Source organism: Vreelandella sulfidaeris, from assembly GCF_042429665.1.
Classification (GTDB): domain Bacteria; phylum Pseudomonadota; class Gammaproteobacteria; order Pseudomonadales; family Halomonadaceae; genus Vreelandella.
On record NZ_JBHMAC010000010.1, the window covers coordinates 511,205 to 525,555 of the forward strand.

Genomic DNA, 14,351 nt, shown 5'->3' on the forward strand with positions numbered 1-14,351 from the left:
CTTTCATGGCCAAACCTAGCGTAACGGCATCTGCCCTAAAACCGTTTCAAGTAAGTAAAGTGACGAAGCAGGGAAGCTTGTCCGTGCACGTGGCTGACCAACTGGAAGCGTTGATCACGCAGGGCAAGGTCGCAGTGGGGGACAAACTACCTACCGAGAACAGCTTGTGTGACTCCTTTGGCGTTAGCCGTACGGTAATCCGTGAGGCAATTACTCACCTTAAATCGCTGGGGTTGGTGGAGACTCGAAGGGGGGTCGGTACATCAGTGTTGCGCTCATCGACCGTCGAAGCGCGGCCCGCTGAGCGTATTAATCCGACCACCGTCGAAGATATCTTACATTTGCTGGAACTACGCTTAACGCTAGAGCCCGCCGCGGCTGAATTGGCAGCCTTCCGTTACGATGATGAAGATCGTCAGCGGCTAGAAGCGCAGCACGCTGCGTTTAGTAAAACCTACGCTGCCAAATCACAAGCCCGCGAAGAAGATTATCTATTCCATTTTGCGATCGCCACGGCAACTAAAAATCCCTTTTTTCAATCTTTTTACCAGCAGTGGAGCCAGAGCGTTATTCCTCGCGCCAAGCTGTTGAGTATCGATATTAATCCGATTTCGTCTGAACGCTATTTAGAGCGCGTTCAGGAAGAACACACCTATATTCTTGAAGCTATTCTTTCTCGTGATGCACAAGCTGCCCGTGAAACCATGTTTCAGCACCTTAATCGGGCACGCAACACGTACGCCCTGTATCTCGAACAGTAGTACTGCGACGAGCAATATCGCGACCAGTGTTATCACTGACCCATATAAGGAGCAATGTATGACAATTCGAGGCGAAATGCTGATCGGTCAACAAGCAGTGACCGGTAATCAAGCCAATATCCAGGCAACCAATCCTGCCACTGGCGAATTACTTGAGCCGGTCTATGTAGGCGGTGACCGGAGTCACGTGGAAAAGGCAAGTTCGCTTGCCTGGGAAGCGTTCGATAGCTATCGCGAAACCTCGCTTGAAGAGCGGGCAACGTTTCTTGAAACCATTGCCACTGAAATCGAAGCCATTGGCAGTGAACTCATTGAGCGCGCCATGGCGGAGTCAGGGCTACCGCAGGCACGCCTTGAAGGCGAGCGCGGTAGAACCTGTGGTCAGCTGCGGTTATTCGCGTCGGTAGTACGTGCTGGAGAATGGTTGGATGTACGTATCGACCCCGCCATGCCGGAGCGCCAGCCGCTGCCGCGTGCCGATTTGCGTCAACGTCATATCGCTTTAGGCCCTGTTGCAGTGTTCGGCGCCAGCAACTTCCCGCTGGCATTTTCAGTGGCGGGTGGTGATACCGCTTCAGCCCTGGCAGCCGGCTGTCCGGTAGTGGTGAAAGGCCACTCCGCCCACCCCGGCACCTCAGAACTGGTAGGCCGTGCGATTCAAAAAGCGGTGAAAGCCTGCAATCTGCCTGAAGGTGTTTTCTCGCTTCTCTTTGGGGCGGGCAATGAAATTGGCCAGGCGCTTGTGACTGATCCGCGCATTCAGGCGGTCGGCTTTACAGGGTCGCGCAGCGGCGGTAATGCGTTAATGCAGTCCGCTCAGGCTCGGCCTCAGCCGATCCCGGTATATGCCGAGATGAGTAGTATTAATCCCGTCTTCCTGCTGCCAGAAGCACTGAAAGCAAACAGCCAGGCGTTAGGTGAAGCTTTTGTCGGCTCACTTAATATGGGTGCTGGCCAGTTCTGTACAAGCCCAGGCCTGGTGATTGCGGTAAAAGGCTCGGATCTTGATTCATTTATTCAGTCAGCACAAAAAGCCGTGGAAGCCAGCGGCGCGCAAACCATGCTGACACCAGGCATTCATAGTGCTTATGAAAAGGGCATATCAGCGCTGAGTAGTGAAGCAAACGTGCGTGAAGTGGCCCGTGGGCAAACCGGTAGCGGCAGCTACCAGTGTCAAACGGGGCTATTTACCACTGATGCCAGCGACTTCCTTGCCTCCAAAGTGCTTCAAGAAGAAGTCTTTGGCGCAAGCTCGTTGATCATCGAATGCCAGGATATGGCCGAAGTTAAAAAAGTTGCCGAGCAGTTGGAAGGGCAGCTAACGGCCACGTTACATATGGACGACGCAGATGTAGAAGCGGCGAAGGGGCTTATTCCTACGCTAGAGCGCAAAGCAGGTCGTATCCTGGCCAATGGTTGGCCAACAGGCGTTGAAGTGTGCCATGCCATGGTTCATGGTGGGCCTTATCCTTCTACTTCCGATAGCCGCACCACATCGGTCGGTACTGCCGCCATCAAGCGCTTTTTGCGCCCGGTATGCTACCAATCGCTACCTGAAGCATTGCTGCCCGAGGCTCTTCACGAAGCTAATCCGTTGAAGGTCAGTCGACTGGTAGACGGTAAACGGGAAAAATAAAGCCGAGCTCACGGCATGCTAAAAGCTAAATAGCCCGGGTTATTAGCGGTTAGTCGCACGTGAGGCCTTAATTAATTAAGACCCAAAGCAGGTAAGCGATTACCTGCTTTTTTAATACGTGTGCATCCAATAAACAACAATTAGCGGGAGTTGATAATGAGTGAAGAAATTACGATATCCCTGCAGGACGCTGAATCCTTGAGCTTGGCCGTACTTCAGCACAATGGTTATAGCCAAGCACATGCAGAAGCCATTACGTGTAACGTGCTGGCTGTACAGCGCGACGAGTGTCACTCCCATGGCTTATACCGTCTCATCGGTTGCGTTCAAACAGCCTTGAATGGTGGCGTCGATCCCCGCGCTGAACCCACCATCACGGACCAGGCTGCGAGTGTTGTGAGGGTTAACGCAAACAGAGGCTGCTCACTGTTGTCATTTGAACGTGGTAAGCCCCACCTGATCGAGAAAGCTAAGCGCAGTGGCATAGCAGCACTTGCGATTAATAACAGCTTCCACTTCTCTGCGCTGTGGCCTGAAGTTGAAGCACTTTCAGCACAAGGACTGGTGGCGCTAGCGATGACCCCGAGTCATGCTTTTGTTGCCCCTGCGGGCGGTACTTCGCCTCTGTTGGGTACCAACCCTATTGCTTTTTCCTGGCCACGCCCAGGCAATACACCCTATACGTTTGATTTTGCCACCAGCGTGGTCGCCCGTGGTGAGATAGAGCTGCATCGGCGTGCGGGTAAAACTATCCCCGAAGGGTGGGCGATAGATAGCGATGGGAACACGACGACGGATCCAGTGGCGGCTCTCGCTGGGGCTATGTTGCCCTTTGGTAACTATAAAGGCTCCGCGCTTTCCACCATGGTGGAGTTATTGGCGGGCCCTATGATTGGTGACCTGCTGGGCCATGAAACCCAGGCAGCGAATGCGGAGAAAACCGGCAAGCCCTTTCATGGCGAGCTGATCATCGCCATATCGCCTGAGGCTTTTTTAGGCAAGGATACCGAAGGGCACCTAAAGCACGCTGAAACGCTTTTTGAAGAAATTGTGGGCCAAGGCGCTCGGTTGCCGTCACAGCGACGGTTTGAGGCACGCGAAAGAAGTCGGGCTAACGGCATCACTTTCCCTAAGGCGCTGTATGACGAGCTCAGAGCGCTTGCCGCTCAGGCATAGTGACACCCAGAAGATGAGATATTGCTTATAGTAGTTGTTTCTTATAGTGGTTATTGCTTAATTAGTTGATGTTTGGTTAGGCGTGTATGACAGTCACAGCCCTTTTTAAACCGATATTATTAATACTGATGCGATGAACGCTACTGAGAGCGTGGATGCCTTGGCCATAAGAGGGGGGATTCTACGGCGTATTATAGCGGTGAAAGGAAGCCACCTATGCTTGAAATATTAGCCATCACCACGCCGATCTTTTTAATTATTGGCATGGGATATATAGCGATGCTTCTGGGTATCGTTAACCGGGAGCAAATGCAGGGGATCGGTAACTTTGTAATGTACTTTGCGTTACCCGCTCTGGTAATCCGAGCGCTCACACAAAACCCACTCGAGGACGTGTTTAATTTTGAGTATTTACTGGCCTATGGAGTTGGGTCAGTCATGGTGTTCTCCCTGGCTTTATGTCTCGCCGTGTTCATACAGAAAAAATCGCTGCAAACCGGTGCCATATTTGCCTTGGGGATGTCGGCTTCCAATAGCGCCTTCACTGGCTATCCCGTTGCCGCCATGGTGTTAGGACCACCCGCAGTCACCTTTCTTGCCTTGAGCATGATTATTGAAAATCTGCTGATAATACCGGCTGCCTTGATACTGGCGGAAATGGGGCAGCAATCAGGCGGTGGCCTGGTTCGTACTGTTAAGCAAACGGCGACCCGTTTGGTAAAAAACCCTATTTTGATGGCCATTTCCATCGGCGTAGCCATCGCTATAGTCGAGATTGACCTACCGGGGCCGGTGACCAAGGCGATCGATATGGTGGCTAACGCGGCGGGGCCCACGGCGCTATTTGTCATAGGAGGTGCGATCTATGGCCTTCACGTACGTGGCGTGGTACTGGATGTCAGTCAAATCGTGGTGGGCAAGCTTATTATTCACCCGTTAGCCATTGCGTTGGCTTTCTTCATCTTACCTACGACAGACCCGTTACTGCTTGTCGGTGCGATTCTCTTCGCCGCAGCGCCAATGGCGAGTATCTATCCTCTACTGGGCCAGCGTTATGGTATGGCCGAGGTTGCCGCGGGGGCCTTAATGGCCGCCACACTGGCATCGTTTGTGACGTTCAGTGTGGTGATTGGACTGATAACCTATCTCGGCTTGCTCTCATAATCCTCGCTTTTTCATACCTCTTCTTTGTGGGCAGGCTGAAAAACTGTCTAGACTAATGTCATGCTTCGCTTGCTAAGCGGGCCAACATAGCACGTCGGGTCAGGGCACATACTCACGTGTAAACAAGACATCAATTGGAGACAATGCCCATGGAGACCCTTGAACTAATCATTGCCCCGCTGCGAGATGGGCTCTATGCCGTCATGATGCCCGTAAGCAACTTTATCTGGAGCTATATACTTGTTTATTTGCTGTTAGGTGCAGGCCTGCTGTTTACCATCATGACACGAGGTATGCAGTTTCGTCTGTTCAGACATATGGCGCGCGTGACGTTTACGGCCAGGGGAGCGGGAGATGGCGTCAGCGGCTTTCAGGCCTTTGCCACATCGATGGCCGCCCGGGTCGGTACCGGTAATTTAGCGGGGGTGGCCCTGGCTCTATGGATTGGCGGCCCCGGGGCGATTTTCTGGATGTGGGTGACGGCGTTGCTCGGTTTTGCTACCGCCTTTATTGAATCGACCTTGGCGCAGGTCTATAAGCATCGTAACGAGGATGGCGTGTTCCGCGGCGGCCCTGCTTTTTATATTGAACGTTGCCTGGGATGGCGCTGGCTAGGCAGTCTGTTTGCGGTGTTTCTGATCATTGCCTATGGCTTGGCGTTTAATGCCGCGCAATCGAATACCATTGCTCAGGGCATGAACGGTGCTTTTGGTATTCCCAACTGGGTGACGGGTGTAGTGATTGCCATTTTGGCTGGGTTTGTGATCTATGGCGGCCTTAAGTCCGTGGCGCGAACCGCCGAGAAAATTGTGCCGGTCATGGCGGTGGCGTATTTACTGGTAGCGCTGTGGATTCTGTTAGCCAATATTACCGCCGTGCCCGACATGCTCTCGCTGATTGTGATGAGTGCGTTTGGGCTTGGCCCCGCGGTAGGGGGGGCGGCGGGCTACGCGATTAAAGCGGCTATGGAAAATGGCATCAAGCGTGGTCTGTTCTCCAACGAAGCGGGCATGGGGTCGACGCCCAATGCCGCTGCACAGGCGACAGTCAAACATCCGGCGGCCCAGGGGCTGGTGCAGTCATTCGGGGTGTTCGTGGATACCATCGTCATTTGTAGCTGCACGGCGGTGGTGATCCTGCTCTCCGGCGTCTATGAACGTCTGTTGTCCGAGTCGCCAGGCGACAGCATTGAAGGTATTCAGCTAACTCAGGATGCCATGGTGGACCACCTTGGCGGTTTCGGGGAAATATTCATTGCGCTGGCGATCCTGTTTTTTGCGTTTACCTCCATCTTGGCTAACTTCTCATTTTCATCAGTGAATATTGAATTCCTGTTCCGTCGCCATGCTAAAAAAGCGGTCAGCGTATTCAAAGTGATTATTTTAGCGATGGTACTGCTTGGTTCGGTGGCGGAGCTCAGCGTGGTTTGGGACTTTGCCGACTTGGCGATGGGATTAATGGCCACGACTAACCTGTTGGCTATTCTGGTCATGGCGCCTATCGCCATTACGGTGCTAAAGGATTATGAACGCCAGCGCCGCGATGGTATTGAAGAGCCCATGTTCGATCCTGTGATCCTGAAGCGGCCAGAGCTAGTTGATAAGGATGTATGGCCAGTGAAAGAGGCCAAAAACAGCGTTAAACAAGAATCCTAAAAGTGAAGCAGCGCTAGCGGCGGCCTAGGTAGTGCCGCCGCTAGCGTACCGCCTCAATAAAGGATTTCGCCCTCGGATCCTGCATATAAGCGACGTTAAGGCGCAGCCAGGGCGTGGGCTGATGATCGGCAAAGAATAGCTTCCCGGGAGAGAGTGAAACGTCCCATTGGTGAGCGAGTTCGCTTAGTCTGTCGGGGCTTACGTCTAGCGGCGGCCTTGCCCATACAAACATCCCTCCTGCCGGTTCAGTATAGATCTCCCAATCAGCATCTTTTAGCAGCGTCAGCGCCATGGCCATTTGATTGGAAAGCTTGGTGCGCACTCGCTCGGTCAACTTTCGATAGCTGCCGTTTTGAAGCATGGTCGTCACGACATGTTCCGCAAAGCGAGACGCGGAGATGCTGGTCAGCATCTTGATATCTACCAAGCGCTGAACCCAACAGGACGGCGCGGCAATAAAACCTACCCGCAGCGAAGAGGAAAGGCTCTTTGAAAAGCTGCCCAGGTAAAACACTCGGCTCAAACCATCTAACGCGGCCAGACGCGTGGTGGGGGTGTGCTGAAAATCCGCGTAGATATCATCTTCGATAATTTTAAAATTGTACTGTTCGGCGAGCTGCAATACCCGGTGCGCTACGGCCGGCGTGAGGGTGCTGCCGGTAGGGTTCTGAAACACGCTATTGATGTAAAATAGCTTAGGACGATGCTGGGTTAACAAGGCTTCCAGGCGCTCAATGTCAGGCCCATCGGCCAGTCGCGGCACGCCAATCACGCGGACTCGCTGTAAGTGCAGCAAGCCGAATAGATTGTAATAGCCGGGTGATTCCACAAACACCACATCGCCGGGTTCCAGCAGCATGCGTACCAATAGATCCAGCGAATGGCTGCCGCCTCCGGTCATCACAATCTGCTGGGCATCTGCTGTGATCGCCAGTGGGCGCAAGCGTTCTTGAATTAAGCTCCGCAGCTCCAGCGGCCCCTGGGGAGTACTGTACTCAAAAATCCCCGAGCGGCTATTGCGAGCCACCTGACGGATAGCGTGGGTCAGATCATCACCTTCGCGCCAATCGCTGGGCAGCCAGCCGCAGCCTAGTTTTAGCGTGTGCTCATTCGCATTGAACAGCCCCCAAAGGCCGTTGGTGACCTCTTCCAAACCGTTCGTGGTGACCGATTGCGTCGCTAGTCCTGCCGCATTATCTGCAACGTAAAAGCCCGAGCCTGGTCGTGAACGTACCAACCCAGCCGCCACCAATCGCTCGTAAGCTTCAATGACCGCGTTCCGGCTGACGTGATGGGTGGTCGCTAAGCGGCGAATGGAGGGTAGCCGACGGCCACCACCTGCTCCGTGCGCTGTAATCCACGCGCGAATGCCGGCTTCGAGCTGCTGCGCGATGGGGGTGGTGGCGTGGCGGTTAATGTCTAGTTTCATGCATTCCCCATGATGTTCAACTGTTCGTGAGAAACGAGGAACAGTGTCTTGATAATGATGGTTAAGTGTACCTTACCGCTAAATGGTAGGTGTGGGAGGGTAGCGAGTCAGCACCATCGCCGTTGGTATCTGCCTGCTAAGACCAGGTTTTTGCTAGGGCGCGGTAAACCCATCCGTGAGCGCTACTTTTGACGTCCTATCGAAAGCCCCTCGCGTCACGCTGTCCTCGCACTTGTGATGATTGAGACACCCCTATGACTTTAGCTATCAATAACAGAAGCGCTGCCTGCCTGGCCTTTGCACTATGCACGATTACTACCGCGGTCAATTTGCAGGCCCCGCTGTACGATGCGCTGGCGGCGCGCGATGGCCTGGGTGTTGGTGCCACGACCATCGCCTTTGCCTGCTATGTGGTGGGCATTGTGCCGGTACTACTGGGGTTAAATGGCTTGGTAGACCGGGTAGGACGTAAGCCTTTAATCGTGACTGCATTGCTATTTTGTTGTTTAGCGACCGCGATCACTCTCATGATGCCCGGCTTGGTAGCGCTAGGGTTGGCCCGTTTTCTGCTGGGTATCAGTACGGGGCTCACGTCAGCGGTGGCGCCTGCTTATATGCAGATGCTGTTGGGAGGGCGAGATAGTCGTGTGGCGACCACCTACGTGACGGCCAGCACCGCGCTTGGATTTGGGTTAGGGGCCGCCGTGACTAGTCTATTTATCATGCACACCCCTAGCGTATCGCCGGCTAGCCTGTGGCTTTATCTTTTGGTTGCGTTACTGGCGCTAGCGGTGGTCGCTACGCTTAAGGACAGCGCACCGAACCCTACTAAAAGCGCTATGCTACGCCTGCCTAGCTACCCCAAAGGGTCGCTCGCTTATGGGCTGGCAATTTTACTCGCCTGGGCCACGGTCGGATTAGTGATTGCGATTTTACCTTCCGCATTAAGCCAGCACGGTTTATCCGCCTGGAGTGGCTTCACTACCTTTGCTATCTGTAGTGGCGGGGTGCTGTTTCAGGCCTGGGCCAGGAGGCTTGCGCCGAAAAGAGCGACGCAATGGGGGCTGGTGATTCTGCCGATTGGCTATGCACTGATCGCCTGGGGCGCCGTTCAAGGCTATCTTGCAGCGGTGCTGCTGGGCACGCTGGCCGCCAGCAGCGCCTGTTATGGGTTTATTTACCTGGGTGGATTAAGCGGGGTATTAGCGCTTGCGGATGCCTCGGTTAGCCAACGAGCCAACCAAGCGAGTGCGGGTTATTTTTTGATGGCTTACCTGGGCTTCAGTATTCCCGTGATCACCACCGGGGTACTTATTGATGCCGTCGGGCACACGCTTGCATTCAATCTGTTTGGCCTCACGCTACTGTGTGGCGTGATTATCACGCTAGCTCTGTTGCGCAAGGTGCCCTAGTCCATTCGCTTATTAGCACGAGTGCTTCTTTACCAACAGCCCGCAAGTGGGCGCCGCCCAGCGGGTATCCGCCGTAAACACCACATCACACACCACCGGCGAATAGCAGCGGCGAACCTCGTCATCCACGTTGGCTCGTAGTGCGTCTTGCTCAATAACCGAAAGCGAGGCGTTCTCGGACAACACCACATGCACCATCACATATAACAGGCGACCTGGGCGCACCATGCGCACACGTACCTCTTGGGCGGCGGTGTCCGCCAGGGCATTCGCCACCGCTTGGCGAACGGGTTCTGCCATCGCCTCTTCAGGGGTTTTATTGAGCAACTCCTTTAACGCCTGGGAAGCCATTCTCACCGGTACGCCTAAACACAGCACCACCACTGCAATGACCAACACCGCATCAACATAGGGTAAAACGGTCAGCCAACCTAAGCGCTCAAACAGCATCACCAAACAGAAGGCGGATAAAACAGAGGCAGAAATAATGCTGTTCACTATCCAGTTGAGTTTGTCCGCCGCGATCAGGGGACTGCTCACATGACGCTGGCTTCGATGCATCGCCCAGGCGGTCAGTGAACAGGCAAAGGTGGCAAACAGGGCATAAAGCACTGCGACGCCCGCTGCGATGTCGCGGCCACCGGTGAGCAGGGCAGCAATGGCATCGACTAAGGCAAAAATAGAAACGCCCAGGATCAAAAGCCCTTTGCATAGATTTACCAGCGACTCAAAATAGCTGTAGCCGAAGGGGTAGGATTCGCTATCGGGTCGACTGGCTAATTTGCTGACTTTGATCGTCACCAAGGCGATGCCAAAATAGATCAGGTTAAATAATCCATCCAGCAAAATAGCCTGCGAATTAGATGCCAGGGTGGCCGCAATACCGGCACAGCCAATCAGCAGCGCCATAAAGGCGGAAAATGCTAAGGTACTCGATTCTGTTTTCACGCCGTTGTCTGCTCCATACCATGCTGATAGATAAAAGCCGCTAAGCATAGCAACTTTGTTAGCACCGTATCGAACGCGTGCTCTGTATTGTCGGTGATAGCGCTCGTCCTGATAAACATGGCCTTGGCAAAGCTCCCTTTTTGGACAGCGCCATAAGTTCTACTAATCTTAGGGGACGTTTGTTTGTTTCACGTTTACGCCAAACAGGAGAGTTAGACGATGCCAATGCTGAGCGCAGGGACGGAGCAAGGTACGCTGGTAGAGCTATATTATGAAGTGCGCGGTGCAGGCAAACCAGTCGTACTCATTCACGGCTGGCCGTTGAGTGGCCGCTCATGGGAACAACAGGTGCCAGCGTTGGTTGAGGCAGGCTATAAGGTAGTGACCTACGACCGCCGGGGTTTTGGCCGCTCGACACAAACGGATGGGGGCTACGATTACGATACGCTAGCAGCCGATCTTAAAAAACTGATCGATACGCTGGACCTTAATGAGGTCACCCTTGTGGGCTTTTCGATGGGAGGAGGCGAGGTAGCACGCTATCTTTCCAGTTACGGTACGGAGCGGGTCAAAAAAGCTGTGTTTGCCGCGGCAGTGCCCCCTTACTTATATAAAACTGATGATAACCCGGACGGTGGCCTGGACGATGCCACGATCAATCAGTTCTTGGAGGGGGTAAAAGGTGACCGGCTGGCGTTCCTTGAAGAGTTTACCAAGAACTTTTTCACCGCCGGAGAGCGTAGCGATTTAATCAGCGAGCCCAATCGCCAGTACCATCGCGATATTGCCGCGTTTGCTTCTTCACAGGCGACGTTTGAGTGCATCAAGGCGTTTAGCTATACAGACTTCCGGGATGATCTGCCCAAGATCGATATTCCGACGCTTGTGATACACGGCGACTCAGATGGCATCGTGCCGTTTGAGGTAAGCGGCAAGCGGACACAAGAAATGCTGCCGAATGCACAAACGAGCATGATTAAAGGTGGCCCGCATGGCCTCAATGCGACTCACCCCCACGAGTTTAATCAGGCATTGATCGCGTTTTTAGATAGCTAACGGCATGCCTTGTAAAGGTGATTAACAGGTTAGTGAAGAACGCCGCCTGACTGATGGGTCAACTCAAGTCGGCGGCGTCTTCATTGCTATGTTATTCATCAATGCGTCGTTAACCATCAATGGGTCGTTATCCCTCGACCCACACGTCGTTACCCTTAAACATGATATTCCATGTGCGTAACCTGACGCTGTCATCCTCCAGGCACTGACCATCTTCAAGACGGAAGTGCTGTTTGTAGATGGGCGAGGCGACGACCGCGTCGCCTTTTAAATCACCCACAATGCCCCGTGCGATGACATTAGCGTGGGAGAACGGGTCAAAGTGATCAAGGGCATAGAGGGTATCGCTCTTGCCTTGCCCTAGCCCAGGTAAATAGAAGATGGCCACCTGGGCCGCACCTTCGGCGGTTTCAAGCCATGCGGCGACGCCAGAGAACGCCACCAGGTCGGTCTTGGTGCAAACTTTCTGCCACGCCTTTGTCTTTTGAAGCGACATGGTATCCATCTCGTTTTTCAATGCTGTTGCGGTCATGGGATGCCTCGTTTTTATTCAGTCTCAGTACAGGGGGCAGGGTCGCTTAGGCAGGCCTTAGCTGACCGCGCTCGGAGGTCATAATGATCGATGGATCCGGACGCTCGTCATTGACGAAGCTTCTAAAGCGTTTAAGTTTCTCCGGGTCGCTAATAGCGTCGGCCCATTCGCAACGGTAGGTATCCACCACGGCTTGCATTTGGTGTTCTAGCTCGGCGTTGATACCCAGGCTGTCTTCCAGAATCACCTCTTTGAGGTACTCAAGGCCACCGTCGAGATTTTCACGCCATACAGATGTGCGCTGGAGCCGATCGGCGGTGCGCACATAGAACATCAAGAAGCGGTCAATGGTGCGGTAAAGCTGCTCATCGTCCAGATCGGTGGCGAAAAGTTCGGCGTGACGCGGGCGCATCCCGCCGTTACCACAGACGTAAAGGTTCCAGCCATTCTCGGTGGCAATGATGCCAATATCCTTGCTTTGCGCTTCGGCGCATTCACGGGTACAGCCGGAAACGCCGAATTTTATCTTGTGAGGCGAGCGCAGGCCCTTGTAACGGTTCTCCAGTTGAATGGCCATGCCGACGCTATCCTGCACGCCATAGCGACACCAGGTGCTGCCGACACACGATTTCACCGTGCGTAGTGATTTACCGTAGGCGTGGCCTGTCTCGAAACCGGCGGCAATCAGCTCGCCCCAGATATCCGGCAGGTCTTCCAGGCGAGCACCGAACAGGTCGATCCGTTGACCGCCGGTGACTTTGGAATAGAGACTGTATTTTTTGGCTACTTCGCCCAGCGCGATCAGTTTATCTGGGGTGATTTCACCGCCCGCGACGCGCGGCACTACCGAGTAGGTGCCGTTCTTCTGCATGTTGGCCATGAAGGTATCGTTAGTATCCTGCAAAGGGATATGCGCGGCGTCGGTGATCGGTTCGTTAAAGCATGAGGCTAGAATCGAGGCGACCGCCGGTTTGCAGATATCGCACCCCAGGCGGTGGGTGTCATGGTTGCCATGTTTTTCGATCAGATCAGTGAAGGTTTTGATACCCTCCACTCGAACGATATCGTAAAGCCCCTGGCGCGTATGGGCGAAGTGCTCACAAATCGATTTATCCACCTCCACGCCGCGTGCTTCCAGCTCGTGGTCCACCACGCTTTTAAGCAGCGCGGTGCAGCCGCCACAGCCGGTGCTGGCTTTGGTGGTCCCTTTGACACCCGAAAGATCTACCGCGCCACCGTCGATGCTCGCGCAAATATCTCCCTTGGTAACGTTATGGCAGGAGCAGATCGTCGCGGTTTCAGGTAACGCCCCAGGGCCGAGCGTGGGGGCAGCGCCACTGCTTTGCGGCAGGATCAACGAAGCGGGTTCGTCGGGCAGCTCAATGCCGTTGGCGTAGTACTGAAGCAGGGTATCGTAAACGTCGTTATTGCCTACCAGCATGGCGCCGAGCAGTTTTTTACCATCGCTGGAGACGACCAGCTTGCGATACTCCTGCTTGATGGGATCCAAGTAGCGAAACATTCGCGCGCCGGGGTTCTGGTTGCCGTGGGCATCACCAATCGAGCCCACATCGACGCCCAGCAGCTTGAGCTTGGTGCTCATATCGGCGCCACCAAAGCGAACATCACCATCGGTCAGCGTCGATAGGGCGGTTTTGGCCATCTGATAGCCGGGAGCGACCAGACCGAAAATACTTTGGCTCCATAGCGCGACCTCGCCAATCGCCAGAATCGACGGGTCGCTGGTTTGGCACTGATCATCAATGACCACACCTCCGCGCTCACCAATGTCTAAGCCGCAGTCGCGGGCTAGCTGGTCGCGGGGGCGAATACCCGCCGAGAACACAATTAAATCGGTCTCCAGTACTTTATCGTCCTGGAAGACCATACGGTGGCGACTTGCTTCGCCATCCTCAATACGTTGCGTTGCGCGCTCGGTGAGTGCCTGCACCCCTAGCGCCTCGATTTTCTCACGCAGTAGTTCGCCGCCTTCGTTATCGACCTGCATGGGCATCAGGCGCGAGGCAAACTCCACAACAGCAGTATCCAGGTTGAGGCCACGCAGGGCGTTGGCGGCTTCCAAACCTAACAAACCGCCGCCTACCACCACCCCGGTCGTGGCATGTTCGGCAGCGGCCCTGATGGCGTCTAGATCATCGAGGGTACGATATACCAGGCATCCGTCACGGTCGTTACCGGGGATTGGTGGCACAAAGGGATAGGAGCCAGTGGCCAGCACCAAGCGGTCATAGGCGTAGTGACCTTGGTCGGTGATCACTGTTTGTGTGCTTCGGTCAATCTTGATGACAGCTTCACTACTGCGCAGTTCTACGCCGCTAGTGGTGTAGTAATCGGCGTCGCATAGCGCTAATGAATCAGCATCACGGCCGCTGAAATATTCAGAAAGATGTACCCGGTCATAGGCGCGATGGCGTTCTTCGCCAAATACTGTGATTTGATAGCGCTCAAGCGCACCGTTATCGACCAACTGCTCGACGAGATGATGACCGACCATGCCGTTGCCGATAATGATGAGCTGTTCAGCGGTCGTGTTTGGGGTAGACATAGGCTTAGTTGACATC

General features: G+C 54.3%; 11 protein-coding genes. 7 read left to right on the forward strand and 4 right to left on the reverse strand.

Going from position 1 to position 14,351, the window contains the following annotated elements; translation table 11 throughout:
* Positions 1-5: 5 nt before the first annotated feature.
* From ACFFLD_RS07295 to ACFFLD_RS07315, 5 genes are all read left to right on the forward strand, one after another.
* Complete coding sequence (locus ACFFLD_RS07295) at positions 6-761, forward strand: FadR/GntR family transcriptional regulator (RefSeq protein WP_386038662.1); 756 nt, start codon at positions 6-8, stop codon at positions 759-761.
* Positions 762-819: 58 nt separating this feature from the next.
* Entirely contained in the window at positions 820-2,397 is a 1,578-nt protein-coding gene (locus tag ACFFLD_RS07300; RefSeq protein ID WP_386038664.1) for an aldehyde dehydrogenase (NADP(+)), read from the forward strand.
* Positions 2,398-2,553: 156 nt separating this feature from the next.
* Positions 2,554-3,573 (forward strand): Ldh family oxidoreductase, encoded by a 1,020-nt coding sequence (locus ACFFLD_RS07305; RefSeq protein ID WP_386038666.1) that lies wholly within the window; start codon positions 2,554-2,556, stop codon positions 3,571-3,573.
* Between the two features lie 216 nt (positions 3,574-3,789).
* Positions 3,790-4,737, forward strand: a complete 948-nt coding sequence (locus ACFFLD_RS07310) for an AEC family transporter (protein WP_386038668.1) — start codon at positions 3,790-3,792, stop codon at positions 4,735-4,737.
* A gap of 149 nt (positions 4,738-4,886) precedes the next feature.
* Positions 4,887-6,392 carry an alanine/glycine:cation symporter family protein gene (locus ACFFLD_RS07315; protein WP_386038670.1) on the forward strand — a complete coding sequence of 502 codons (1,506 nt, stop codon included), beginning with the start codon at positions 4,887-4,889 and terminating at the stop codon, positions 6,390-6,392.
* 40 nt (positions 6,393-6,432) lie between these two features.
* On the opposite strand, the gene ACFFLD_RS07320 is transcribed toward ACFFLD_RS07315, so the two are convergent.
* Positions 6,433-7,821 carry an aminotransferase-like domain-containing protein gene (locus ACFFLD_RS07320; protein WP_386038672.1) on the reverse strand — a complete coding sequence of 463 codons (1,389 nt, stop codon included), beginning with the start codon at positions 7,819-7,821 and terminating at the stop codon, positions 6,433-6,435.
* Between the two features lie 254 nt (positions 7,822-8,075).
* Between ACFFLD_RS07320 and ACFFLD_RS07325 the strand changes: the two genes are divergently transcribed.
* Positions 8,076-9,233 carry an MFS transporter gene (locus ACFFLD_RS07325; protein ID WP_386038674.1) on the forward strand — a complete coding sequence of 386 codons (1,158 nt, stop codon included), beginning with the start codon at positions 8,076-8,078 and terminating at the stop codon, positions 9,231-9,233.
* Positions 9,234-9,245: 12 nt separating this feature from the next.
* On the opposite strand, the gene ACFFLD_RS07330 is transcribed toward ACFFLD_RS07325, so the two are convergent.
* Positions 9,246-10,181, reverse strand: coding sequence for a cation diffusion facilitator family transporter (locus ACFFLD_RS07330; RefSeq protein ID WP_386038676.1), 936 nt, complete (start codon positions 10,179-10,181; stop codon positions 9,246-9,248).
* 219 nt (positions 10,182-10,400) lie between these two features.
* Between ACFFLD_RS07330 and ACFFLD_RS07335 the strand changes: the two genes are divergently transcribed.
* Positions 10,401-11,237: an alpha/beta fold hydrolase gene (locus tag ACFFLD_RS07335; protein ID WP_386038678.1), complete on the forward strand. Its 837-nt coding sequence runs from the start codon at positions 10,401-10,403 to the stop codon at positions 11,235-11,237.
* 127 nt (positions 11,238-11,364) lie between these two features.
* On the opposite strand, the gene nirD is transcribed toward ACFFLD_RS07335, so the two are convergent.
* Positions 11,365-11,769, reverse strand: coding sequence for a nitrite reductase small subunit NirD (gene nirD / locus ACFFLD_RS07340; protein ID WP_386038680.1), 405 nt, complete (start codon positions 11,767-11,769; stop codon positions 11,365-11,367).
* 46 nt (positions 11,770-11,815) lie between these two features.
* Positions 11,816-14,350 (reverse strand): nitrite reductase large subunit NirB, encoded by a 2,535-nt coding sequence (gene nirB / locus ACFFLD_RS07345; protein WP_386038682.1) that lies wholly within the window; start codon positions 14,348-14,350, stop codon positions 11,816-11,818.
* Position 14,351 lies beyond the last annotated feature (1 nt).